General features: G+C 46.0%; 26 protein-coding genes. 13 read left to right on the forward strand and 13 right to left on the reverse strand.

Annotated features, from left to right (window positions below; all coding sequences use genetic code 11):
- Positions 1-11: 11 nt before the first annotated feature.
- From secA to CLOEV_RS12155, 13 genes are all read right to left on the reverse strand, one after another.
- Entirely contained in the window at positions 12-2723 is a 2712-nt protein-coding gene (gene secA / locus CLOEV_RS12110) for a preprotein translocase subunit SecA (protein ID WP_034443993.1), read from the reverse strand.
- Between the two features lie 399 nt (positions 2724-3122).
- Entirely contained in the window at positions 3123-3854 is a 732-nt protein-coding gene (locus CLOEV_RS12115) for an ABC transporter ATP-binding protein (RefSeq protein ID WP_008713287.1), read from the reverse strand.
- Between the two features lie 2 nt (positions 3855-3856).
- Positions 3857-4627 carry an ABC transporter ATP-binding protein gene (locus CLOEV_RS12120; protein ID WP_008713289.1) on the reverse strand — a complete coding sequence of 257 codons (771 nt, stop codon included), beginning with the start codon at positions 4625-4627 and terminating at the stop codon, positions 3857-3859.
- Positions 4627-5511, reverse strand: coding sequence for a branched-chain amino acid ABC transporter permease (locus CLOEV_RS12125; RefSeq protein WP_008713291.1), 885 nt, complete (start codon positions 5509-5511; stop codon positions 4627-4629). The genes CLOEV_RS12120 and CLOEV_RS12125 overlap by 1 nt, the downstream gene beginning before the upstream one ends.
- Positions 5512-5520: 9 nt before the next feature.
- A complete protein-coding gene (locus tag CLOEV_RS12130; RefSeq protein WP_008713294.1) occupies positions 5521-6402 on the reverse strand; it encodes a branched-chain amino acid ABC transporter permease in 882 nt (293 codons plus the stop codon).
- A 107-nt stretch (positions 6403-6509) separates the two neighbouring features.
- Positions 6510-7658 carry an ABC transporter substrate-binding protein gene (locus tag CLOEV_RS12135; protein ID WP_034443996.1) on the reverse strand — a complete coding sequence of 383 codons (1149 nt, stop codon included), beginning with the start codon at positions 7656-7658 and terminating at the stop codon, positions 6510-6512.
- A 391-nt stretch (positions 7659-8049) separates the two neighbouring features.
- Entirely contained in the window at positions 8050-8151 is a 102-nt protein-coding gene (locus CLOEV_RS17325; RefSeq protein ID WP_008713298.1) for a putative holin-like toxin, read from the reverse strand.
- 605 nt (positions 8152-8756) lie between these two features.
- Positions 8757-8933 (reverse strand): IS3 family transposase, encoded by a 177-nt coding sequence (locus tag CLOEV_RS17570; protein ID WP_156938458.1) that lies wholly within the window; start codon positions 8931-8933, stop codon positions 8757-8759.
- Positions 8882-9175, reverse strand: a complete 294-nt coding sequence (locus tag CLOEV_RS17575) for a DDE-type integrase/transposase/recombinase (protein ID WP_156938414.1) — start codon at positions 9173-9175, stop codon at positions 8882-8884. The genes CLOEV_RS17570 and CLOEV_RS17575 overlap by 52 nt, the downstream gene beginning before the upstream one ends.
- On the reverse strand, positions 9172-9498 hold the full coding sequence (locus CLOEV_RS16925) for an IS3 family transposase (RefSeq protein WP_169732228.1): 327 nt from the start codon (positions 9496-9498) through the stop codon (positions 9172-9174). The genes CLOEV_RS17575 and CLOEV_RS16925 overlap by 4 nt, the downstream gene beginning before the upstream one ends.
- A gap of 122 nt (positions 9499-9620) precedes the next feature.
- Positions 9621-10064 carry a transposase gene (locus tag CLOEV_RS12145; RefSeq protein WP_034441551.1) on the reverse strand — a complete coding sequence of 148 codons (444 nt, stop codon included), beginning with the start codon at positions 10062-10064 and terminating at the stop codon, positions 9621-9623.
- A gap of 79 nt (positions 10065-10143) precedes the next feature.
- Positions 10144-10407: a hypothetical protein gene (locus CLOEV_RS12150; RefSeq protein WP_034443998.1), complete on the reverse strand. Its 264-nt coding sequence runs from the start codon at positions 10405-10407 to the stop codon at positions 10144-10146.
- Positions 10408-10569: 162 nt separating this feature from the next.
- The gene (locus CLOEV_RS12155; protein WP_342667577.1) at positions 10570-10995 is read right to left on the reverse strand and encodes a helix-turn-helix domain-containing protein; all 426 of its coding nucleotides are present in this window, start codon (positions 10993-10995) and stop codon (positions 10570-10572) included.
- A gap of 252 nt (positions 10996-11247) precedes the next feature.
- Between CLOEV_RS12155 and CLOEV_RS12160 the strand changes: the two genes are divergently transcribed.
- From CLOEV_RS12160 to CLOEV_RS12215, 13 genes are all read left to right on the forward strand, one after another.
- Complete coding sequence (locus CLOEV_RS12160) at positions 11248-13842, forward strand: Helicase associated domain protein (RefSeq protein WP_034444004.1); 2595 nt, start codon at positions 11248-11250, stop codon at positions 13840-13842.
- 211 nt (positions 13843-14053) lie between these two features.
- Entirely contained in the window at positions 14054-14602 is a 549-nt protein-coding gene (locus tag CLOEV_RS12165) for a sugar transferase (protein WP_281172968.1), read from the forward strand.
- Positions 14595-14897 carry a hypothetical protein gene (locus CLOEV_RS16930; RefSeq protein WP_156938416.1) on the forward strand — a complete coding sequence of 101 codons (303 nt, stop codon included), beginning with the start codon at positions 14595-14597 and terminating at the stop codon, positions 14895-14897. Before CLOEV_RS12165 ends, CLOEV_RS16930 begins: the two co-directional genes overlap by 8 nt.
- The gene (locus tag CLOEV_RS12170; RefSeq protein WP_034444009.1) at positions 14873-16141 is read left to right on the forward strand and encodes a glycosyltransferase family 4 protein; all 1269 of its coding nucleotides are present in this window, start codon (positions 14873-14875) and stop codon (positions 16139-16141) included. The genes CLOEV_RS16930 and CLOEV_RS12170 overlap by 25 nt, the downstream gene beginning before the upstream one ends.
- A complete protein-coding gene (locus CLOEV_RS12175) occupies positions 16134-17150 on the forward strand; it encodes a polysaccharide biosynthesis protein (protein WP_034444012.1) in 1017 nt (338 codons plus the stop codon). Before CLOEV_RS12170 ends, CLOEV_RS12175 begins: the two co-directional genes overlap by 8 nt.
- A gap of 2 nt (positions 17151-17152) precedes the next feature.
- Entirely contained in the window at positions 17153-18013 is an 861-nt protein-coding gene (locus tag CLOEV_RS12180; protein ID WP_034444016.1) for a dTDP-4-dehydrorhamnose reductase family protein, read from the forward strand.
- Between the two features lie 6 nt (positions 18014-18019).
- Positions 18020-19084 carry a glycosyltransferase family protein gene (locus CLOEV_RS12185; protein ID WP_051485063.1) on the forward strand — a complete coding sequence of 355 codons (1065 nt, stop codon included), beginning with the start codon at positions 18020-18022 and terminating at the stop codon, positions 19082-19084.
- A 74-nt stretch (positions 19085-19158) separates the two neighbouring features.
- A complete protein-coding gene (locus tag CLOEV_RS12190; protein WP_084482385.1) occupies positions 19159-20268 on the forward strand; it encodes a glycosyltransferase family 1 protein in 1110 nt (369 codons plus the stop codon).
- A complete protein-coding gene (locus CLOEV_RS12195; RefSeq protein ID WP_156938417.1) occupies positions 20246-21691 on the forward strand; it encodes a hypothetical protein in 1446 nt (481 codons plus the stop codon). Before CLOEV_RS12190 ends, CLOEV_RS12195 begins: the two co-directional genes overlap by 23 nt.
- Positions 21692-21718: 27 nt before the next feature.
- Positions 21719-22993, forward strand: coding sequence for an oligosaccharide flippase family protein (locus CLOEV_RS12200; protein ID WP_034444021.1), 1275 nt, complete (start codon positions 21719-21721; stop codon positions 22991-22993).
- Positions 22993-23820 (forward strand): LicD family protein, encoded by an 828-nt coding sequence (locus CLOEV_RS12205; RefSeq protein ID WP_034444024.1) that lies wholly within the window; start codon positions 22993-22995, stop codon positions 23818-23820. Before CLOEV_RS12200 ends, CLOEV_RS12205 begins: the two co-directional genes overlap by 1 nt.
- Positions 23821-24005: 185 nt before the next feature.
- The gene (locus CLOEV_RS12210) at positions 24006-24893 is read left to right on the forward strand and encodes a CTP--phosphocholine cytidylyltransferase (protein WP_034444027.1); all 888 of its coding nucleotides are present in this window, start codon (positions 24006-24008) and stop codon (positions 24891-24893) included.
- 71 nt (positions 24894-24964) lie between these two features.
- Positions 24965-25960: an extracellular solute-binding protein gene (locus tag CLOEV_RS12215; RefSeq protein WP_034444030.1), complete on the forward strand. Its 996-nt coding sequence runs from the start codon at positions 24965-24967 to the stop codon at positions 25958-25960.
- Positions 25961-25981 lie beyond the last annotated feature (21 nt).

Raw genomic sequence — 25981 nt, forward strand, 5'->3', positions numbered from 1 at the left:
GCCTCCCGTACCTATTTATTTTTTCCGCAGCACTGTTTGTATTTTTTACCGCTGCCGCATGGGCATGGGTCATTGCGCCCGATCTTTATATCATTCACTACAGGCTGCGTTTTCTGAGCAGTCGCGAGGGCCCCGGGGTTTTCCATATCGTCGCTGTAGCTTCCGCCGGTGGCCGCCGGAATATCGAAGGGATCGCGGCTCTCGCGCCATTTCTTGCTGCGTTCCTCTCTCTCCGGTTCTTTGGTGACGACCGAGACGCGCAGGGCGAATTCCGTAATGCCCTCGCGCACCTGGTCAAGCATCTCTTGGAAGAGATTGAAAGATTCAAACTGATATTCGACAAGCGGGTCCTTCTGGCCGATGGCGCGCAGCCCGATGCCGCGGCGCAGCTCGTCCATCGCGAGCAGGTGCTCCTTCCAGTTTTTATCGAGGACTTCAAGGAAGATATATCTGTATATCTGCTCCGACAAAACCTCTCCCAGTTCCTGCGTCTTCTGGTTGAAACGGGCGCGTATCTCTTCGATAATCTTGGGGCGGGCCTCCTCCAGCTCGACCTCCGCCTGAACCCCGTCAAGGTGGCGGGCGATGCCGGGCCAGAAGAGCGCGTTGAGGCGGACGCTCACGGACTTCACATCGGGTTCTTCGGCGCTCTTGTCGGCAAAGATTTTGTCCATCTGCGCCTGCGCCGTATCCTCAAGCACTCCGAGGGTGCGCCCGATAATGTCCTCGTCATCGAGTATCTCCGCGCGTTCCCTGTAGATGGCTTCGCGCTGGCGGTTCATAACGTTGTCGTAGGAGAGGAGCTGTTTGCGGATGTCGAAGTGCATCTCCTCCACCTTTTTCTGGGCGTTTTCTATCGCTTTGGAGAGCAGCGGGTGTTCGATCGATTCGCCAGTCTCCATGCCGAGCTTGTCCATAATGCCGGAGATGCGGTCGCCGCCAAAAAGGCGGATGAGGTCGTCCTCAAGGGCGATATAGAAGCGGCTCTCGCCGGGGTCTCCCTGACGCCCGGAACGGCCGCGCAGCTGGTTGTCTATACGGCGCGACTCGTGGCGCTCCGTGCCGATGATGCGCAGCCCCCCGGTCTCGATGACCTTGTCGTGCTCTTCGGCGCAGATCTTTTTATACTTTTCAAGGGTCTCGGCGTAGAGCATGGGCTCCGCCGCCGGGTCTATCCCCTGCTTCTCGATCTCCTCGCGCGCGAGGAACTCAGGATTTCCGCCCAGCACGATGTCGGTCCCGCGTCCGGCCATGTTGGTGGCTACCGTCACCGCGCCTAACCGTCCGGCCTGGGCGACGATCGAAGCCTCCTTGTCATGCACCTTGGCGTTGAGGACGTTGTGCGGGATCTTACGCACGCGCAGCAGCTTGCTGACACGTTCGGAGTGCTCTATGGAGGCCGTTCCGATCAGGATCGGCTGCCCCTTGGCGTGGAACTCGGCGGCCTCGTCGGCCGCCGCGATATATTTCTCCTCCGCCGTCTTATAGACGGCGTCCGGCTGGTCGTTGCGCACCATCGGCCTGTGTGTAGGCACGACGATGACCTCCAGTCCGTATATCTCTTTGAATTCCTCCGCCTCTGTGAGCGCGGTGCCGGTCATGCCCGCGAGCTTATTATACATACGGAAGTAATTCTGCAGCGTGATCGTCGCCAGCGTCTGGTTCTCGCGGCCGACCTTCACACGCTCCTTGGCCTCTATCGCCTGATGGAGACCGTCGGAATAGCGGCGCCCGAACATCAGGCGGCCGGTAAATTCGTCGACGATGACGATCTCTCCGTCCTTGACGACATAGTGGACGTCGCGCTGGAAAAGGTGATGGGCCTTCAGCGCCTGCACTATCTTGTGCGAGAGGGAGGAGTTCGCGAAATCCGTGAAGAGGTTCGGCAGCTTCATGATACGTTCGGCCTTGGCGATGCCGGCCTCGGTGAGCGCGAGGTTGCGCTCCTTCTCGTCCACCTCAAAATCAGCGCCCTTCGCAAGCTCGCGAGCGACGCCGTCCGCGACGCGGTAAGGCTCGGTGTCGTCCTCCGAGGGACCGGAGATGATGAGCGGCGTTCTCGCCTCGTCTATAAGTATGGAGTCGACTTCGTCGACGATGCAGAAGAAATGGCCGCGCTGTACCTGCTGCTCCTTCTGGATCGCCATATTGTCGCGCAGGTAGTCGAAGCCGAATTCGCTGTTGGTCCCGTAGGTTATGTCGCAGCGATAGGCCGCGAAGCGCTCCTCCTCCGGCATAAAGGGAGATATCACTCCCACCGTGAGCCCCATTCCGCGGTAGACGGGCCCCATCCAGGCGGCGTCGCGCGCCGCGAGGTAGTCGTTTACCGTGACGACGTGAACGCCCTTCCCAGCGATCGCGTTAAGGGCGACGGCGAGCGTCGCGACGAGCGTCTTTCCCTCGCCCGTCTTCATCTCGGCGATATTTCCGTCGTGAAGCACCATGCCGCCTATCAGCTGCTCCTTAAAGTGGCGCAGCCCCAGCGTGCGCTTTGATACCTCGCGCACCCGCGCGAACACCTCTGGCATGATATCGTCGAGAGATTCGCCCTTATCGAGCCGCTCCTTGAAGATCACCGCGGACTGCGCGAGCTCTTCGTTGGAAAGCTTTTCAACCTCCGCCTCGTAGGAATCTATTATCTCCGTCTTTTTGTCATACTTTGCCACAGCCCTGTCGTTCGGGTCAAAGCCAAGCGCCTTTATTACACCGTTGAAAAATCCCATCTATACTTTTTTCCACCTTTCAGGCGGCACAACACAACATGCCGCACATTGCATGCGTTCCATATCAGGTGATTATATACTTATGTGTTAATGTAAGTCAAAATTTTTAAGCGAATATCCACGAGCAAACACATCAACAAGGGCCAGGAAAACGGTAAATTGGGGTTTAGCTAAGACCTTTGGCTCCCTCTCCGAGGCGGCCTTTAAAGGCATAAATTAAAATCGCTGAATATCGACAAATTGCTTTTTGTGGATGCCCGCATAAATCGCCGTTTAGACGCGCCGGGTCATTCATCATACGCGGACCGCTCCGCTAGTATGAAAAGTACAAAAAGCGCGCCGAGGGAAACCCCGGCGGCGCGCCATTATCTTGTTTCAAACTGCAATAAACTATCCGAACTACTTCTTTTTCCCGCCCAGATAGGCCTCTTCTATCTCAGGATTGTGGAGCAGATCGTCAGATTTGCCCTCCATCACGATCTTGCCCGTCTGTATGACATAGGCGCGGTGCGAAAGCTGCAGCGCTTTCCGCGCGTTCTGCTCGACGATGAGGATCGTCATGCCCAGCTGCTTGTTGACCTCGGTCAGCTCCTTGAAAATTTCACTGATGATGATCGGAGCGAGTCCCAGCGACGGCTCGTCGAGGAGGAGCACACGCGGTTTCGCCATCAGCGCGCGCCCGATCGCCAGCATCTGCTGTTCTCCGCCGGAGAGCGTGCCGGCGTACTGGTTTTTACGCTCCAGCAGGCGCGGGAAAAGGTTGAAGACCTCCTCCTTCTGCTTCTCTATCTGGCTTCTGTCCGAGAGCGGAAACGCCCCCATATCAAGATTCTCAAGGACTGTGAGCGGAGCGAACACCTTGCGCCCCTCGGGAGAGAGGCTGACGCCGGCTGAGACGACCTGATAACTCTTTGCGGGAAGTTCCTTGCCGTCAAGCAATATCTGCCCCGAGGCGCGCGGCACGCTCCCCATGACGGCGTTCATCATCGTGGATTTCCCCGCGCCGTTCGCGCCGATGACGGCGACGATCTCCCCGGCGTAAACATCGAGGGAGGCCCCTTTAAGCGCCTGGATCGCACCGTAGTTCACCACAAGGTCCCTCACGGAAAGGATCGGAGTTCTCTCTTCCATAACTATTCCTCCTCTCCCAAATAGGCCTTAAGGACTTCGGGATGGTTCTGTATCTCATCCGGCGTTCCCTCGGCGATCTTAGCGCCGAAATTCATGCAGACGATATGCGGGCAGATCGCCATGACCATATCCATGTGATGTTCTATGAGCAGGATCGTGAGGTTGAAATCTTTGTGGATGTCGGTAATGAGATGGTTGAGCTGCTCGACCTCTTCGGCGTTCATTCCGGCGGCCGGTTCGTCAAGCAAAAGCAGCTCCGGCTTGAGCGAGATCGCGCGCGCGATCTCAAGGCGGCGCTGAAGTCCGTAAGGCAGCGTGCCCGCCGCCTGGTCGGCGCGGTCGTCGAGGCCGACGCGCTTCAGAAGTTCCATACTCTCGCCGCGTATCTGGCTCTCCATCTTGCTCCAGCGCCCCGCGTGAGTGAGCGCCTCCGCAAAGGAATAGGGATAATGCTGCTGCGCCGCGGTCATGACATTCTCAAGGACCGTCGAGGCCGCGAAGAGACGGAGGTTCTGGAAGGTACGGGCGATGCCGAGGCGGATCACCTGGTATGTTTTGAGCTTATTGAGGCTCTGTCCCTTGAAGCTGATCGCGCCGCTGGTCACGTCATAAACGCCCGTGACGAGGTTGAAGATCGTCGTCTTGCCCGCGCCGTTCGGTCCGATAAGCCCGGCCAGTTCGCCGCTTCCTATCGCAAAGCTCATATCGCGGACGGCCTGAACTCCGCCGAATGCCTTGTTCACATCTTTAAGTTCAAGTACGGGGGTCGTCATCAGCGGGCTCCCTCCTCTGCGGCGTCCGTCTTTCTCTTTTTGGAGAAAAGCTTCTTGATGTATGAGCGCGTCAGTTCGTTGGTGCCCATGATGCCCTCAGGACGAAGCACCATTACGAGCACAAGCACGAGTCCGTAGATAAGCATGCGGTACTGCGAGATCGGGCGGAAGAGCTCCGTGACCAGCGTCAATATCGTCGTGCCGAGCAGACAGCCGCTCATCGAGCCCAGGCCGCCGAAGACGACGATGGAGACAAGCTCCGTCGACTTCGCCATGTCGAACATGACGGGCTGGATGAAAGACATGAAGCCCGCCAGCAGCGCGCCGGAGACTCCGCAATAGAAGCCCGAGATGGCAAGGCTCAGCACGCGGAAGCGCGCGGTGTTGAAGCCCAGCAGCGAAGCGGCCACATAGTCGTCGCGGCAGGCCTTGAAAGCGCGCCCATAGCTGCTGTAGACAAGGAAAAACATCCCGACAGTCATCACGGCCAGGAACCCGACCGCCACGGGCATGGAGGTGAAGTCCTCTATCCCGGGATAGCCGCGCGCGCCGCGCGTGACGGAGTTCCAGTTCTCAATGACAAGACGTATCGCTTCGCCGAGTCCGAGCGAGGCGATCGCGTAGTAGTCGCCGACGAGTTTAAGCGTCGGGATGCCGATCAGATAGGCGAATATCATGGCTAGCATTCCGCCGGCCAGAACCGCGATCACGTAATGCACTCCGTACTCAACTGTCAGTATTGCCGCCGTGTAGGCTCCGATAGCCATATATCCGGCATGTCCGAGCGTGAATATGCCCGTGAAGCCTGTGAAGAGCGACACTCCCAGGGCAGCTATGCAGTTAATTGAAAGGAGCGTAATTATACCAACGGCATAACCTTCCATTTGATCACCCTACACTTTCTCGCCGACGGACTTTCCGAAGAGTCCGGCAGGGCGCACGATCAACGTTACTATAAGGATTCCAAAGACGACGAGATCGCGGAACTGGCTCGAAATGAACCCCGCCGTCAGCATTTCCGCAAGGCCAAGGATGAGGCTGCCGACGACCGCTCCCGGCAGCGAGCCAAGACCGCCGATGACCGCCGCGACAAAAGCCTTTGTGGTGATCATTCCGAGCTGCGGGTAGAGCGTGTAGCGGACGGAGAGGAATATCCCGCCGACGCCGGCCAGGAGGCCAGCGACAAAAAAGACGATGGCGATAAGACGGTTGACGTTTACCCCCATAAGTCCGGCCGTCTTGAGGTTATAGGAGGCCGCGCGAATGGCCAGTCCCCATTTCGTCTTGACGAGGAATAGCTGAAGGCCCACGAGGAAGACGACGGCCGTCACAAGCGACAGGATATCAAAGGCGCTGGTAGTGGCGAGGCCGAAGAAATTTACCGGATCAGTCGGGATGACCGGCGGCAGGGCGCGGAAACGGCCGCCGACGGTGACCACGAAAATATTCTCGATTACGATGCTCATTCCCATTGAGGCGATAAGCATATAAAGGGTTATCGGCGTACGTTCCCTTATGGGACGGTATGCAAGCCGTTCGACCACGATAGCCGAGAGCCCGGCGCCGATCAGAGCGGCAAAGGAGGCTAGCCAAATATTCATGCCTCCGGAACGAAGGGCGAAGTAGCAGATGTAACCGCCAATTACAAGAAATCCGCCATGAGCGAAGTTTGAAAACAGCAAAACAGAGTATACCAACGAATAGCCGACTGCGATAAGCGCATAAACGGAGCCGAGAGACAGACCGTTGATAAGCTGCTGGATAAAGGTCTCCAATTACAACACCTCAACCTTTCCTGGTGCCCAATTCATGGGCTTGTCTGTGAAAAGAGATGCCCAAGGTCAGGGCAAACATGAACCTTGGGCATAATTTGGTTAAATTTTTATTTCGGTTCTACCTTCTTGTAGAATCTTGTCTTGAGGTCGTCTCCGACTTTGAGGATTATACCGGGCTTGTTCAGCGGGTTGTGCGTCTTGGGGTCGACGGTAAGAGTCGCATGGTTCAGCTTAAGTCCATTTGTCTCTTCCAGCGCCTTCGCGATCGCGGGGCCCTCGGCCTTGCCGGCGCGCTTGATGGCATCGATGAGCCAGTACATCGCGTCATAAGCCATCGTGCCGTTTACGAACTCTTTGCAGTCGTCCTTGTAAACATCCTTGTAGCGCTTGAATATCGGGGCCATGCCGGGATCTTCCAGATAAGTGTGGTTGACCCAGTACGTTCCCTTCATCGCCGGGCCGGCGATCTCGTTCATGAATTCGGCATAACCGTCGCCGCCGATGACCGTAGCCTTAAGTCCAAGTTCCTGCGCCTGTTTGATGGCGAGAGCCATGTCTTTGCCCATTCCCGGCAGGAAGAGCAGATCGGCGCCCGAGTTCTTGATCTTCGTCAGCTGAGCGCGGAAGTCGACGTCCGTCTCGCGGAATCCTTCGTCGGCAACTATCTTTCCGCCGAGCTTTTCATAGCTCTTGACGAAAAACTCGCGAAGTCCCTGCGCGTAGTCAGAACCTACGTTATAGAGGATGGCGGCCTTCTTCAGTCCAAGATCCTTAAAAGCGAGGTCGGCGGCAAGCGTTCCCTGATAGGGGTCTGTGAAGCAGATACGGAATGAATAGGGGCGCACTTTACCCTTATTGTCGACAGTTACGAGCGGGTTCGTTCCGACCGTAGAGATCTGCGGGGTCTTGCCCTTGGCGACGATAGGAGCTGTCGCGATGTTGATTCCGCTGGAGTTCGCCCCAACGATAGCGCATACTTTGTCGCTTTCGATCATACGACGTACCGCATTGACCGCGTCTTCATTTCTTGTTTTCGTGTCATAAGGGATAAGCTCGATCTGACGTCCGAGTATGCCGCCCTTGGCGTTGATGTCGCCCACGACCAGCTTGGCCATGTTGACTTCCGTGATCCCATACTGAGCGTAGTCCCCAGTAAGTGCGGCAAGATAACCGATCTTGATCGGTTCAGCCGCAAAAGCGGCTCCTGCTGCGAAAACAACGATAACGAGAGCGAGTAAAGCCAGTACCTTTTTCAATATAGTGCACCTCCATATTGTATTGTGTATCAGCTTGTTGCTTCACTTATTTTATAATTATGTCAGCCATATGTAAAGGAAAATTGGCATGGTTAATTTAGTTAATTAAAAATTTTGAATTGAACGCACGATTGAGTTCATTTTCATACAAGCTGCGACAATCGTGCGTCCGGACGTCAAAGAATGATTATTTGTTACTTAATTTTTCCCAGGGCGACGCCGCCATCATCGCCTTTTTTCGGCGCTTGAAAAAAAAACGTGATGTGATAAGATTGATTCAGGTAAGGCAGAGCCGCCCACAAGGTGGTTTGCCGAAGTTCCTTTAGGTTAAAAAATTACCCCGCGTAACTCGTCAAAGTAGGAGGGGTAATTTTTTATGCCTTTTTTCGGGTTATCTGCCGACAAATGTGAAAATAAATGTCAGCAGCGCCAGAATGAAGGTACCGAATCCAAACATGATCATAATAATCGTATGGAAATCGTTATTCTTCATGAGACATCACCTCCATCCCAAACTTGTACATGACAAGGTCGGAACTTCGGCGAAACCACCCCGTAACACGGCTCTGTCCGTAAGTATATCATGAGATTCATTGTAAATATCAAACCTGATATATATACTTTTAATAAATACATCAGCAATTGCCATAAACATGGTAAATCGGCGTTTATACGCGCCGTCTGCGTCATAACTTGCCCTCTGAGTGTCCTCGCCGTATGACCAATACGGCTCCGGTACTCAGAGGGCAAGTTATTTAGCATCCGGCACGTCTAAACGCCGATTTACGCGATTGCGAGGAAAGATAAATAGCGATTTATCTTTTAAAGCCTCCCTCTCCGAGGGAGGTGGGCCGGCGCGCGATTTTGCGCCGGGTCGGAAGGAGTGTTGCACTGTGCGGCGCATGTTTTCAGCGCCACGCAGTGCCCGCGGCGGAAGCCGCGGAAGATGCGGAAGATGGTAAGGCCAAGAGCAAAACAAAACCCAAGGTCAACCCTCCTCCAGTCTCGGCGGAAAAACACCGCCGAGCCAGCCCCCTCGGCTGAACAGAGTCCCGCAAACCGGACAACGCTATAAAAGCTCCCAAGGGTATCAAAAATTTATTCAATAAAGAGACTTCGATATTGCATCGGAGCCTTTTTCAATTTTATCTGTATCCTGTCGTTATTATAATACCCTATATATTCGTCTATAGCATCTTTGGCCTCCTCGTAGTTCTCCCATTTTACTCGGTTGACGAGTTCTGATTTAATGTGACTAAAGAAGTTTCTGCACAGGCATTATCCAAACAATTTCCTTTCCTTGACATCGAGACCTTGAGTCCGTATCTTTGTGTCAGGTTGAAATATGCATGGCTTGTATATTGAAACCCCTGGTCGCTGTGGAGGATTGGTCCATCAGCGACCACCTTATTATTATTTTCAAATGCTTTCTTCAATGTATCGGTTACTAACTTAATATTATTATTACGACTGATTTGATATCCCTGTATGGAATTATCAAAGAGATCTTTTATCATGGAGAGGAATATATTACCCTTTTTGTTCGTATATATGTGATATCAGTAACCAGTTTCTGGTTTGGTCTGTCGGAACGAAATTCTCTGTTCAGGATATTCTCATAGCTGTGGATATTTTCTGACATCACTTTAAACTTTTTCTTTTTTCTTATTTCCGCTTGAAGTCCCGCTTTTTTCATAACACGCCTTACCCTCTTATTGTTTACATGAATGCCAATGAAGTTGTTGAGCCACAGAGTCATTCGCCTGTACCCATAAGTGTTTTTGTTGATATTCTGTCCCGTTCTTATTGCTTCTATGAGAGGACCGTCTTTATCTTCCATTCCACGCCGCTTTAGCCAACTGTAGTATGTCGAACGAGATACGGACAAAAATCTACACATTACACAGACAGAATGTTTTGTTGAAAATTCAAAAATGATTCTGTATTTAATATTTCTTTCTATCACCACCTTTGCAGCTCTAAGGCTTTTTTTAATACATCGACCTGCATTTCCAGCTCTTTAATCTTTTCTATGCTATTTGTAACTTCCAATTTCTTATCTGGACAGTCTTGTTTTGAACTAGAAATATCCCCTTGTTCGATAAATTCCTTACACCATCGTCTTAAAAGAGAGGGACTTGAAATGTTAAAAGATGAGGTAACATCTACCATAGTACGTCCCTCTTCTAAATGAGCCGAAACAGCTTCAAGTTTTACAGCCTTGCTGTAGGTTCTTTTTTTCCTTGTATCATCCAGTAAGTCCTTCTGTCCGCTCTTATATAAAGATATCCATGTTTTAACAGAATCATGACTAACACCAAGTTCTTCAGCAATCCGCCTTCGTGGAATTCCCTGTTTGTGCATCTCAATTGCTTTTATTCTTTCTTCTGTTTTACGTTTACGCATAGAAGAGCCCCCTTTATATGTATTTAGTTTTATTATAATCCAGGGGCTTTATTTGGCTGTCCGATTTTCGGGATGCTGTTCACCCGAGGGGGCCTTTAAGAGCAAACACTAAAAATAGCTGAATATCGACAAATTGCTTTTTGTGGATGCCCGCTAAATCCCCATTTATCTTCCCTCCCAATCGCAATTTATCTTTTACCCGCCCGAAGGAAATCAACAATAGCAGTTTTGCATAATAACAAAAAAATCGGCGCGAAGAAGTGCCGTAGGCTAAATAAGCCGGTCTCTGAGTACCGGAGCCGTATTCTCCATACGGCGATTGCAAGGCAATGTTCCCCGCCATTGGCGGGGAACTCTTTTCAAATTATCCACATTGCCGCGGCATGCGGGTGCGTTTGCCGCAGGACACTCAGGGGCCGGCTTATGACGCATACGGTGCTTATTCGCGCCGATTTTTATAAACGCCGATTTACCCCCTGTAGATGCGGCCTGCCAGGGGTACTATCTATAGAGACTTCGCCTGCTTCAGGCAGTACAGCTTATATTGTATGAAATTTATGACCTCGGCCTGCCCGGCCTTATCAAGATAGCGAAAAAGATTCAACAACATCTCTTCTTCAACACCAACACCGCCCGGCACAACTCCAGAAGCGCCCACCTCCCGCAAACACGCGGAGGCGGCGCCGGCGTCGGCACATTGACGATAATCAAGCACTGGATTATCTGTTTCGCCTAACAAATAGCCGACTCCTGTCCCAAGGGCCATGGCTATCTTTGTTAAATTATCCGTATCCGGCGTCACTTTATCATTTTCCCATTGAGAAAGACTCACTCGGTTTGTTCCCAATCTATAGGCCAGCTCCTCCTGGCTCAAGCGCTGCATCTTTCTCATCTCACGTATCCTGTTTCCCAGTGACAACGGCAGCACCACCTTTACAGGCCTACATTATAAATAGGGGCAGAAATGGTTTATAACCGTTAAAATTACATTTTTTGTAAATTAGAATTGACATAAAAGAACTATGACGATAAGATAACTTCAATAATATCTGGGGTATAACGGGCCGCAAGTATTGAGACATAGAAAATCATGAATAGACGTTCTAAAAAACCACAGCCAGGCAAAAATCAAGCCGTCTATGCTGTTGTTTTGTTGTCTGAACATGGGGAAAGGAGGCGCGATATGATATCGCTGTTTGCCCACAACCAAATAGCCTATAGCTCCGCCCTCTCCATGCTCAACGACACCGGCAAGGCCGCCGTCGTCCACCCCACCGGCACCGGCAAGTCTTTCATCGGCTTCAAGCTCGCGGAGGATCATCCGGATGCCTCTATCTGCTGGCTTTCTCCCTCGGAGTATATTTTCAGGACACAGATGGAGAATCTAAGGGCGACTGGCGCGGAGGTCCCTGATAATATTCTCTTCTTCACCTACGCGAAGCTGATGCTTATGCCGGAGGAGGAGCTTTCCGCTATTCGTCCCTCCTATATCATCCTCGACGAGTTCCACCGCTGCGGCGCGCAGATGTGGGGCGGCGGCGTGGAACGGCTGCTTGCCATGTATCCGCAAGCCCCCGTCCTCGGTCTCTCGGCTACCAACATCCGCTACCTCGACAACCAGCGTGACATGGCCGACGAACTATTCGACGGCAATATAGCCTCCGAAATGACCTTGGGCGAAGCGATCGTGCGCGGCATTTTGGCCCCGCCGACCTATGTCGTCTCGATCTACTCCTGCGAAAAAGATCTGGTAAAATACCAGTCCCGCATCAAAGGCGCGAAAACCAAAGCGGTGCGCGACGAAGCCCAAAAACGTCTCGACGCCTTGAGACGCGCGCTGGAAAAAGCGGAAGGGCTGGACATCGTCTTCGAAAAGCACATGACCGATAGGCATGGCAAATACCTGCTCTTCTGTTCAAGCGTCGAGCATCTGAACGAAATAGCGGCCCATGTGCCGCAGTGGTTCGCCAAAGCCGCCGCCGGCGCAAGCGGTGACGCCGGCCTTACTGACGGCGCGAACATACATCTATATAAAGCCTACGCCGACGACCCCGAGACCAGCAAAGCCTTCGCCGCCTTCAAGACGGACGACAGCGACGCTTTAAAGCTTCTCTTGTGCATAGACATGCTCAACGAGGGCGTCCACATCGACGACATAGCCGGTGTTATCCTCTTCCGCCCCACAGTCTCCCCCATCGTCTACAAACAGCAGATCGGCAGAGCCTTATCCGCCGGGAACAACAAAAAGACCGTCATCATCGACGTCGTCAACAATATAGAGAACCTCTACAGCGTCTCCGCCATCCAGGAGGAGATGCGTTCGATCATCGACTGCTACAGAGCCGCGGGAGACGAAGATAAGATCGTAAACGACTCCTTCACCATCATCGACGAGGTGAAGGACAGCCGCCGCCTCTTCAACGAACTTGAAGAGAGCCTCTCCGCCTCATGGGAGACGATGTTCGGATATGCAAGGGCCTATTACCTGAAACAGGGAAACCTCTACATACCCAAACGCTATAAGACAAAAGAGGGATACTCCCTCGGCTCCTGGCTCAACACACAGAGACTCGTCTATGCCGGAAAGATACCGGGCGTACTCGGCAAAGAGCGGACAGCCAAACTTGAGAGCATCGGCATGAGCTGGAAAAACCGCTACGACCTCTCGTGGGAGAGATACTACAAAGCGCTCTGCGCATACAAATACCAGAACGGCAACATCGACGTCCAGGCAAACTACGTGACGCCGGAGGGCCTTGACCTCGGCAAATGGATATGCAATCTGCGCCAGGCGAAAAGCGGCGGCCGCAGAGGTTACTACCTCACCGATGAACGTATCGCGGCGCTGGGCAAGCTCGGCATGATCTGGGACAAACTCGACTACCTATGGGAGCAAAACTACCTCGCCTGCGCCGAATACTACATGAGGCATCACGACCTCAACATACCGGCGAACCACGCCTCCGAAAACGGCCTGCGCATCGGGGCCTGGCTGAGAAGAATGCGCAAAATAAGAAGCGGCAGGCTCAACGGCTCCGCGCCTCTGACTAAGGAACAGATAGCTCGGCTGGACGCGATACATATGAACTGGGTCGACACCCGCACGCGGCAATGGGAATACGGCTATCAACAGGCCGCCGCCCACCATAAAGAATTCGGCACTCTTGACGTGGCCGCCGGATACGTCAACAAAAACGGCTTCCCGCTCGGCGAGTGGCTGCGAAACCACACTGACCTCAATACAAAAACGGGACGCACATCGATAAAAGTCACGCCGGAACGCCGCGCGAAACTCGACAAACTCGGTTTCAAATGGACCGTCGAAGACTCCTGGCAGAAGCGCATCGCTGCCTGCGAAGAATACCTCAAAGGACACGGCGACCTCGACGTCCCCGCCAACTACGTTACCGATGGCATCTGGCTCGGCAAATGGCTCTACGAATGCCGGCGCGCCTACCGCGGCGAAACAGATGGCAAGAGGCTGACCAAAGAACAGATGCGACAGTTGGAAAAACTGGGCATGGACTGGCGCACCGCCTCGGAACGCGCCTGGGCCGAAAGATATGAAACCGCCGCTCGCCTGTTCAAAACCGGGAGCGACACAAATACCGGACAAGGCGGCAAGACAGAAGAGAGAGCCAAGATCAGCCAATGGATCGCGCGTCAGAGGACTCTTCACATACAGGGCAAGCTGACACGTGAACAGATAGAGATGTTGAACACGCTGAATGCGGCAAAGACGATGAGGCAAAGAAATTCAGAGAGAGGAACGGTCTAAAGATGGATACAAGGCCGCTTGATCTCCGTGACGGACTGTCTCGCGTAATAGTGCTAACGGCTGTCCTGTCAATGAAAATTAATTATAGCGACATTAAATATTCCTTTGCGGCTGATCCGTCATAGAGGTTAAGATAATGTATAAAAACTGCTTTAAAAGATTGATAGATATATCTATATCCTTCATCGGTCTGGCTTTGCTTGCCATACCGATGTTGGCAGTTGCCGCAATCGTAAAGGCAGACTCCAAAGGTGCTGTACTCTTTTGGCAGAAACGTGTCGGCATACATAAAACAACATTCATGATGCCAAAGTTCAGAACAATGTACGTTGATACTCCCGCTAATATGCCGACCCATATGCTAAATGATCCCGATAAATGGATAACTGGATGCGGAAAATTCTTGCGCAAAACGAGCCTTGATGAATTACCGCAGATTTGGTGCATTTTTACTGGGCAAATGTCCGTCATTGGCCCGCGCCCCGCGCTCTGGAACCAATACGACCTCATCGCCGAACGCGACAAATACGGAGCCAACGACATCCGTCCCGGCCTCACCGGCTGGGCGCAGATAAACGGCCGCGACGAACTGCCGATAGAGGTAAAGGCCAGATACGACGGCGAATACGTAAAGAAAATGAGCTTCCTCTTCGACTGCAAATGCTTCTTCGGCACCATCGCCTGCGTGCTGAAAAAAGAGGGCGTTGTCGAGGGCGGCACGGGAACAATTGCGCAAAAGGAATTACATCGGCATGGATAAATTTTTAGCTATAACGGGTGCTTCTGGAAAATCAAGAAAAAATGAGCAGCTTGGTAAAAAGCCAGTATTTTTTAACGTGCCGTTTCCCATTGCGTATTTATTTGTGTGGATACTCTTCTTTGTGTCTTTTACCCAACAAGATTACCGAGAAAAGGTACAGCGTCTTTGTGAACCACGCATTTTTTCTCATGAAGCGGCTACTAAAGATCTTAACTATTCCCCTTGCTCTTTCGGAGAAGGTATTACGGACGAAATCAAAAAATACAAAATTTGGCTTTTAAAGAAAAAGAGCTGATTGGTAAAGTCATGAAGATAATGTATTTAACGGCAGAAGGTTTTGATACTCCCAATCCTAATAATCAACTAGTAATGACAATGCTGGACGATTTCCTTTCATATGGCATTGGCGTGTATCTTGTGCAAAGCCATAAAACCGGCACATACGATGACATTCCCAATTGTTTAAAAGATAAAGCAGGCCTGACCTATGACATCATTCAGCGCCCTGTAATCAACAAGACAAATTTCATAAAACGGTATCTGGACGAATTAAAGTATTTATGGCGTGCAAAAAAAAGATGGGAAATAGGCGGAAGAGATGTGGATTTAATTCTACTACAATCCAACCCAACTAGTGTTTTTTATATTTTTCTGTTAAAGCATATATTGAAAAAACCGATTGTATATAGCGTATTTGATATCTTTCCTGGCAGTGCCTACGAAATAGGTGTAGTTAAGCAGAGATGGGTTTATCAAATATTTTATGAAATCCAAAAATTAGCTTACCGTTGGAGCAGCATCATTGTTGTCCCAGGGGATGATATGAAGGACACTTTAACTTCAATAGGTGTGCCAGAATACAAAATTTGTGTGATTCCTAATTGGTATGACGATCGTTCTGTGTCTGAGATAAAAGATGCCGATAATCGATTTTTTCAGGAGAATAACATCGAGAAAACAGGCCAATTTATTGTTCAATTTGCCGGTACGCTAGGCTATGTGCTTGATTTTCAAACTATCATTGATGTTGCCGAGTTACTAAAAAACGATTCCGATATTGTTTTTCATATTATTGGGGATGGAAATATGCGGAAGCGTTACTTTGAAAAAATTAAACAAAGTACGTTGACTAACATTAAGACATTTCCATGGCAAAGAATAGAAATTATTCAAGACGTATACAGTGGTTGTGATGTTTGCCTAATTCCTCTGAAAAGAGGTGTCATTGAAACCGGCTTTCCGAGCAAATCCACATTACTTATGGCTTGCCGGCGTGTTGTTATAAGTTCTGTACCAGAAAATACAAAATATTATCAAATGATTAACAATAATAATATTGGGATTGCTGTTCCAATCGGACAACCACAAAAATTAGCTGAAGTCATCAGGTATTTACGAAATCATCCTGAACAGATTACAAAAATTGAAAATAAGGCACAAGAATACAGCAAAAAATATTTTTCAAGAACATGTAATGTTCCCAAGTTTATCCACCTTTTTGAAGAGCTATGTGCAAGTGAGGTTGAGAAGAATGTTTGAAGGAAAGGTACTGCTAATAACAGGGGGTACAGGCTCTTTTGGTCATGCCGTTTTGGATCGCTTTTTGTCCTCCAATATTGCAGAAATAAGGATTTTTTCACGCGACGAAAAAAAGCAAGACGATATGCGCCGCTGCTATCAAAACGATAAAATTAAGTATTACATTGGTGATGTTCGCGATCCCTATAGCCTAGACAGTGCGGTGCTGGGTGTTGACTATATTTTTCATGCGGCTGCGTTAAAACAGGTTCCATCGTGCGAGTTTTTTCCAATTGAAGCTGTAAAAACAAATGTGCTTGGAACAGAAAATGTGCTCAACAACGCTATTGCACATGGCGTAAAAAAAGTTGTGTGTTTGTCTACAGATAAGGCAGCATATCCTGTCAACGCGATGGGGATATCAAAGGCAATGATGGAAAAAACGTTTGTGGCAAAATCACGCACCATTAATCCCGAAGCTACATCCATTTGCGGCACCAGATACGGCAACGTAATGTGCTCTCGTGGCAGTGTTATTCCACTTTTCATCAATCAAATCAAATGTGGCCAAGCGTTGACTGTAACGGACCCACACATGACACGCTACATAATGTCACTGAAAGAGGCCGTTGACTTGGTGGTTTATGCTTTTTTACATGCACGATCAGGCGATATCATGATTCAAAAAGCACCTTCATGTTATATAGGTGATTTAGCTCTCGCTATCAGGTTGTTATTTAATGCTGACAATGAGATAGTGACTATTGGCACTCGACATGGCGAAAAAAGATATGAGGTGCTAATGACAAAAGAGGAAGCCGCAAAAGCTGAAGATTTAGGTTCTTTCTTTCGTATTCCCTCTGATAATCGCAATCTAAATTATGAACATATGGAATCCGGCTCACATGCAATCACAGAGGCGGATGAATATAACTCACAGAATACAGTTATTTTAACTATTGAGCAGATTGCGGAAAAGCTTAAGGAGATTCCCGAAGTCCAAAAAGAGCTCATAACGTGGAGTAAATAATAATGAAGGTTTTGGTATTAGGATGTAATGGAATGGCAGGGCATGTAGTATCGCTACATCTGCAGGATAACGGGTTTAATGTAACAGGTTTGGCGCGCTCCCAAAAAATTGGTGTTCCTACAATTATTTGTGATGTGACTGATTTTGCCAAACTTCAAACCATCATTGGTGACGGAAATTATGATGTAGTTATCAATTGTGTAGGTATTCTTAATCATTATGCACAGGAACATAAGGGAAATGCCGTGCTGATTAACGCGTATCTACCACATTATCTGGCAGAACTGACAGCAGATACGAAAACACAGGTCATACAGATAAGCACAGACTGTGTTTTTTCTGGACAGCGAGGAAAATATAAAGAAACAGATATTTGTGACGGACAGACATTTTACGACAGGAGCAAAGCTTTAGGAGAAATCATTGACAATAAAAATTTGACCATTCGCACTTCGATTATAGGACCTGACTTGAATCCTGATGGAATTGGATTGCTCAACTGGTTCATGCAGCAGGATGGGCCGGTTTATGGCTATACAAAAGCAATTTGGACGGGGCAAACTACATTACAATTGGCAAAAACGATAGAACAGGCAATAATTCAAAAACTAGCGGGGCTACACCATTTAGTCCCGGAAATGCAAATTTCAAAATATAATTTGCTACTCCTTTGCAACAAATATATTCGTAAAAACTCTATAAAAATTTTGCCAGATGAAAATATCCTCATAGATAAGTCACTTGTACGAGGAGAAGACTCTTTCAAGTACTCTATCCCCGGTTATGAGACAATGATTCCTGAGCTTGTTAGTTGGATTAGTAAACATAGAAGTCTATATCCACATTATGAGATCAAAGAGTAACTTATTATGAAAAATATATGCTTTATCACATTAGGAAATCTCTATTTATGCCCCTATTTGGAATTTTACCTCCGTCAAATCAACGGACCTTATACTGTCATATTTTGGGATCGCGAACAAAGGAATGAAACAGCAAATGGACAAGCTATCTATAAGAGATTTTCTTTTTCATGTACGACAAATAATAATTTTAGAAAAATTATGGGATATATCAAATTTCGGAAATACATAAAGCGGACACTCCATAAAAATGTGTTTGATGTAATTGTCTTACTTCAAACACAAGCGGCATTGTTGGTTTATGATCTATTACTTAAGTATTATAAGGGGAAATATATTATTGACATTCGGGATTATAGTTATGAAAAATATAATTTTATATATAATATGGAAGCAACGCTAATAAAAAACTCTCTGCATACCATAATATCATCCAATGGTTACCGAGCTTTTTTACCGCCGCATGACTATTTAGTTATACATAACCTAAGGTATTTACCCAAGGTACAGACAAAACATATTAGTTTGAGGGAGAAGAGGCAAAACGTTCTCACCATTGCTTTTATTGGCTTTGTTAATTATCAGAAACAACATCAGAAATTGATCTTATCACTGAAAGATGATTCCAGGTTTGAGTTACGTTTTATCGGTACGCGGGCAAAAGAATTGGAGGCATTTTGCCAGGACCATGCAGTAAAGAACGTAACATTGATAGATACCTTTGACTCAAGTAAGATTGTCGATTTATATCATGGCGTTGATTTTGTGAACAATTTATACGGCAATCACACGCCAGTTCTCGATTACGCGCTTTCAAATAAATTATATTTTGCCGCAGAATTACGGATACCAATACTTGTTTGTCCAGACACGTACATGTCTGATGTCGTTGAAGATTATGGGATTGGTCTAACTGTCGATATTAATTCATACAATCTCGGTAACACTTTGTACGACTATTATTGGAAAATTAACTGGGAAGTTTTTGACCGTAATTGCTCTATGTTTCTCGATAAAGCATATGTTGAGAATAATAATTTAGAAAAACTAATAAAGGAAACTTTTTTGTAAAACAGCCTTTTATTATGTTGATATGGGTATACCTGGAATCTATGCTAAATATATGTTAAGTAAGGAGAAACTATATGTTACAAATTTTACATACTATACCTGCACTTGACGGCGGTGGCGCTGACCGTATCTTATACGATTATTGTATCAGAATGTCAGACGTCATTCATTTTGATTTTATTGTTCATACCGAAAACCAAGGCATCCTTGAACAAGAACTGCAAAATATAGGATGCCGGATATTTCATATTCAGCCTCTTCACACAAATGCTCGCGCATATTGCTCTAATATTAAAAATATTATAAAAAATGGAAAATATGACATTATACATGTTTCACAAGGATATAGAGGATTGATAATGATATTTTATGCAAAAAAATATGGAATCAAGGTTCGCATCGCTCATTCCCATATGGCGTATATTCCAGAGTCAATAAAAGAACATGTGGTTAGAAAAATATCCACGTTTTTCGTAAAACGATACGCAACACATCTATTCGCCTGTGGCAAAGACGCAGCAATTTGGATGTGGGGGAGGGAAGCCTATACTTCTGGCAAGGTACATATTATGACAAATGCTATAGATACCGAACGCTTTAAATATTCAGAAGAAAAAAGAGACAAAATTCGTGCCGAGCTAAGACTGGAAGATAAATTTGTTATCGGCAATGTGGCACGTTTTTCATATCAAAAAAATCATGAGTTCCTGATAAGGGTTTTCGCCGAAGTTAAAAAAATCAGGAAAGATGCTGTTTTGATGCTTATTGGTAGAGGAGAACTGGAAGCGGACATAAAAAACCAAGTTTCGGTATTAGGGTTAAACGATTCCGTCATTTTTATGGGTGTGCGAAACGATGTATCGGAGCTACTGAATACCATGGATGTTTTTGTGTTGCCATCAAGATACGAGGGACTTCCTGTCACACTGATTGAAGTACAGGCAAACGGACTACCAGTACTTGTCGCGGATACTGTCACAAAAGAAATATATATCAATAATAATGTCGCTTATTTGCCGCTCAGTATAAACTGTTGGGTTGATGCTATTATATGTAGCTCTACAAAGACAAGATTTAATAATGGTTCTGAATTAGTAAAAAATGCAGGCTATGACATAACCCTAGAAAGCCTTGGGCTATTACAGCATTATAAGGAATTGCATGATGGAACAAATTCACAATAAAAAATACTTAGTTACCTGCAAAGCTATTATACTAATATTTTGTTTATTATTAGCTATGGTATCGTTTACAGAAACTCTATTTGATGTATCTCAGGTATATCAGGGGATTGTACTTCTTCCCGCCACTTTTGTGTTTGTTACAATCTGTTTAGCACGTTATTTTTCAGAGTTTCGGCATAATTTTGCCATGGTGGTTATTTATTTTGGATACATGGCCCGCATGGTGATAACACCGTTTTTTTTCTGCCTTGGTGGCTGTCACTCATTTCTCTTATTTAATTTTTTTGATGACGTCTTGTTTTCCTCATGTATTTTAATATCAGGAGAATTTATCGCATTTGCGATAGTCTGCATGTTGTGGCGTTCATCAAAAGAAAGAAAAAGGATCTCTTGTGATTCTAAATCCACAATAGTAGATGTTCATATTTTCCGCAGCAGTTCCGTTGTGAAAATTTTGATTCCTCTTGTACTCTTCATGGTTACCGCATACTGGTATATTCCAGAACTACAAACAATTTATTGGCCGATATTTGGGGGTAAAATTTCAGGTTTAACATCGATTTTTTATGATAACGAGACGCTTGTTCAGCGTGGGGGAATTCAACGTTATATCTATAGTATGTTTAGATTTTTATGGCCTATTGTGAGATTGATGCTTCCATCGTTTCTGATCGCGCAGGTCTACAAACGAAATGGACACTTTTTATGGGTCGTATTGTCACTGGTTATTCCATGTATTCTTTTAGGTGACGATAATATAGCACCACTTTTTTGTAGCCTTATTACGCTTTTCGTCATCGCCAGATTATATCCCAAGCAGTTTCGCCGTCTCTTATTTATAGTATTTATTTTAGGGATAATGTTTCTTGCCGTAGTACTTCCAGAAAAATTTGAAAGCCTGCAAAGATGGCGTGGCGGCTCAGGGGTTGTTGTGGTTGCCCAAATGCTGCAGGCATACTTGCCAGGTTTTGACAATACAGCGGTAGTAAAGTCTATTCCTCGAGCGGAATTATTGGAGACATTATTTGCTGACCTTTACTATGCAATTCCGTTTAAAAAAACACTATTGGGGCTGAATGTTGTTGATTTACAGGAACGTTTTACTTCACAGAGTAAAACAGGAGGACAGATACTTCCATTTGGTGCACAGTTAAATTACTATTTACCGATGCCACTTACCTGGTTATTGATTGGAATACTTATGATGTTCGCACTAAAGTATTATGATAAGGCAAAAAATACAAATAATTTTTGGCGATTATTTCAATATATTTACTTCTCCATGGATACCGCCATATCTTTTTCTATGTATTCATTCTCAATTTATATAAGAAGTTTAGTCAATATTTATGTTCCAATACTTCTTATTGTCTGGGTGATGCGCGCGGCAAAAAGACGAAAACCATTGAAACACAATCAATAAGATTTATGTATATGTAAGGGGGAAAACATGAAGTTTTTTTTAAGATTACAACCATACAATTCTATCGTAATAAAAAACACATCCATGCTCTATCTGTTCAGCATAGCAAGCTTAGTGTTTCCGTTATTGACGCTGCCCTATCTGACACGAGTATTAAGCATCGAATATTACGGCATCAGCGCCTATGTTAAATCCTGCATGGCGTATTTTACTGTGTTCCTTGAGTTCGGCTTCCTGCTGTCGGCAACAAGAGACATCGTAAACGCAAACAACGATTGTCAGATGATGTCGCAAATCGTCGGAGCCGTTACAATGGCAAAAGTTCTTCTCTCCGCAGCCGCCCTCTTTGCGATGCTTGCTATATTTCCATTTCTTCCAATATTGGGCAACAATAAACTATTTACTTTACTGTCCTTCTGCGCAATCGCCATTAACGCTCTAATTCCTGATTATCTCTTCCGTGGGCTAAACGCCATGGAAGTCATCACCTATCGTTTTATCGTATGTAAGGCAATATCCGTTCTGCTTACATTCGTCCTTGTAAAAGACGATTCTGATTTCCTTCTGATTCCGCTGCTTGATTTCGGCAGTTCGATACTGGCATTAGCTTTAAGTATAGGATGCATGCACAAAAGAAATATTTCCCTGCCTCTAGTTTCTATAAAACTTGCCTTATCAACAATGATTAAAAGTTTTACTTATTTTATCTCCGATTTTGCAACGACCGCGTTTAGCGCATTATGTACCATCCTTATTGGCCTCTATCTTAATATCACAGATGTAGCGTATTGGAGCCTCAGTATAACGCTGGTCGGTGCGGCGCAATCGCTTTTTAGCCCTATTATGAACGGCATCTATCCATATATGGTTTCAACGCGAGATTTGTCATTGATAAAAAAGATACTGGCTATTTTCCTGCCAATGATTACTCTTGCATGCCTCATTGCGTGTTTGTACGCTCCACAGTTGCTGTATTTCGTTAGCGGAGAGAAATACATAGCTGCGGCCCCCATTTTCAGGATGCTTTTACCGTTGGTATTAATTTCGTTTCCTGGGATGTTGTGTGGTTGGCCTTCACTTGGAGCGATAAACAGAGCAAAAGAAGTATCAATAACTTCTTCCTGTGCGGTTATTTTTCAAATTATATCTCTGATTATATTAATAACAAATAATCATTTTAACATTATCAACATAGTAATTGTTCGAACAATGACAGAAACCATACTTTTTATTACACGTTGGTTTTTCTGTTATCGATATAGAAAAGAATTCACAAACTACGCTAGAAAGGACAATATATAATGACACACAAACCGTTAACTTTAGAAGACTTGCATGATGTACAGCTTGATATGATGATCAAATTAGATACGTTTTGCAATACTCATAAGATTCAATATAGTTTAGCCGATGGCACCTTGCTTGGAGCAATACGGCATAAAGGTTTTATTCCATGGGATGATGACGTAGATATTTATATGCCTCGAGATGACTATGAAAGATTCATTCAATATGAGGAAATTTCTTCTGAATACAAAATAGTTTCTCATAACAGTCACAAAGAATACTATCACCCGTTTACATATTGTAATGTTACTGATTCTAAAACTGTAATGATCGAGAATTTAATGAGCACCGCCACAGGAAAAGGCGTGTTTTTAGATATTTTTCCCTTAGATGGGCTTCCTGACGAAAAAATAAATTTATACAGACATCTACGAAAATTACAGTTTATGAATTTTTTACTATGTTACTCAAATATTAGATACCCTAAGATAACCAATTTAAAACAAGTTATAAAAGCTTGCGCTATGGTTTATTGTCATAAGTTTATTATAAAGGAAAAACAAATTATGTTGATAGAAAACTTAGCTAAAAAATATTCTTATTTAAACAGCACATATGTATCTCCATGTTCTTTTCTTCCAATCTTTCCCTCTTTTGAACATTTTATATTTAGGAAAGAAAACTTTAATATTTTTATCAATCATTCATTTGAAAATGTATATTTAAAGATTCCAATTGGATATCATTCCATTTTATCAACGGAATATGGTGATTATATGACACCACCTCCGCCGGAAAAACAAACAGGACATCATGAAATTATATATAAGTGGAGAAAATAATATAAATTACATAAAAATATGCAGTTAACAAATAAAATTGCTAGTATGACTTTAAAAACACAAATGTATCTTAATAGGTTATATAAAATAATAATATTTATAAAAAACCCTTACTACAAAAAGCTTAGTCATGTAATGACTTTAATAATTGCAGACGACGATAATTATTGAAAGGACACATATAAATGTTAACTCAAGATGAATTTTCTATATTACGATTTGTGTATGAAACCCCGTTATGCTCTCCCAAAGAGATAGCCGAGACAACACACCTGCCGTTTGACAGTATCGAAAAAACGCTTAACCTCATGTGCGAACGGGGTTATATTGCGGATGGAAGGATAACAGATACCGGTATGGCCGCATTGGAACCGTATCGTGTGAAAAGGGCTATCTTTCTTGCCGCCGGCTTTGGCTCCCGGCTTGTCCCTATTACGTTCAACACACCCAAGCCCCTGGTACGCGTTAATGGTATGCGGATGATCGATACTCTGCTTGATGCGGTTGTTGCCGCGGATATTCCTGAAATTATCGTAGTCCGTGGTTATCTGAGCGAGCAGTTTGACCAGCTCAGGTATAAATATCCGCGCATTCAGTTTATTGAAAATCCGGGATACAATGAAAGCAATAATATTTCATCCGCAATGTGTGTCCGTTACCTCTTTCAAAACGCATATGTACTGGAATCTGATCTGATTCTCAGGAATCCTAAGCTCATTCGGAAATATGAATATTGCTCTAATTTTTTAGGAATTCCGGTAAAGGTCACAGACGACTGGTGCATAAGTACGGACAAAAACGGGGTTATAAAATCTGAGGCCATCGGCGGCAAAGACTGTTATCAAATGGTAGGCATATCGTATTGGGACGCGGACGACGGCAGCAAGCTGGCTAACGACCTGAATGATGTCTTCACATCCCCCGGCGGGAAGGAGCGCTATTGGGAACAGACCGCGCTTGTCTATAAAAAAGAGAATTACCAGGTTCGTATCCGTGAGTGTTCATTCGACGATGTCGTCGAGATCGACACATATAACGAACTGAAAAAAATTGACAAATTATATGCGCTGTAACGATACAAAACGCCTTTGAGCCTCAGCATTTAGAAAATATAAAAACAAAATAACAGGAGGATACAAAAGTTATGAATTCTAAGTCTAAAAAAAGTTTTATTATCGTTGTCGTTCTGATAATCGTCGCGCTGGCTGTATTTTTATCCAGCCGCTCCAAAGCTAAAGATAAAGTACTTATTTACACCAGCGCCGAAGATTACAGAGTTGAATACTTAACAAAGAGGCTTCAGGAAGAGTTTCCTGACTATGATATTACAATCGAGTATATGTCGACTGGGAACCATGCCGCTAAACTGTTGGCGGAAGGAACAAAAACTGAATTCGATATCACCCATGACCTGGATTATGGATATATGTCACAGCTTGATGCTCTTGGCGAGTTTGCGGATCTGTCCAATTATGACATGAGTATATACACCGAAGATGTGGCGTTGAGCAAGAACTACATTATTGAGCTGAGAAACGGCGGAGCTATTATCATCAATCCGGATGTATTAAAAGCTAGAGGCCTTGAAGAACCTACAAGTTATAAAGACCTGTTAAAACCGGAATATAAAGGATTAATCTCAATGCCCAGCCCAAAAGCGTCTGGTACCGGCTATATGTTTTTGAAGAGCCTCGTAAACGCATGGGGAGAAGAAAAAGCCTTTGATTATTTCGACCAATTAACACCCAACATCCTGCAATACACATCATCTGGTTCAGGGCCGGTAAATGCGCTTGTTCAAGGGGAAGTCGGAATCGGCTTGGGAATGACTGCACAAGCAGTAACGCAAATCAACGAAGGAAAGAACCTCAAGATTATATTCTTTAAAGAGGGTTCTCCCTATTCCCTCTATGGCCAGGCAATCATCAAGGGTAAGGAAACAAAACCTGCAGTCAAGGCAGTGTTTGATTTCCTTATCAACACTTACAATTATGAAAACAACGAGAAATTTTTCCCTGAAAAGATCTTTAAAGACAAAGATTATGTCGTCAAGAATTACCCACAGAATATTGTCTACAGCGATATGAGCAATAACACAATTGATGAAAAGACGCGCCTCCTGGATAAGTGGAAGTATTAGGATAATATCTCTGCTAATCAG

The organism is Cloacibacillus evryensis DSM 19522, from assembly GCF_000585335.1.
Classification (GTDB): Bacteria; Synergistota; Synergistia; order Synergistales; family Synergistaceae; genus Cloacibacillus; species Cloacibacillus evryensis.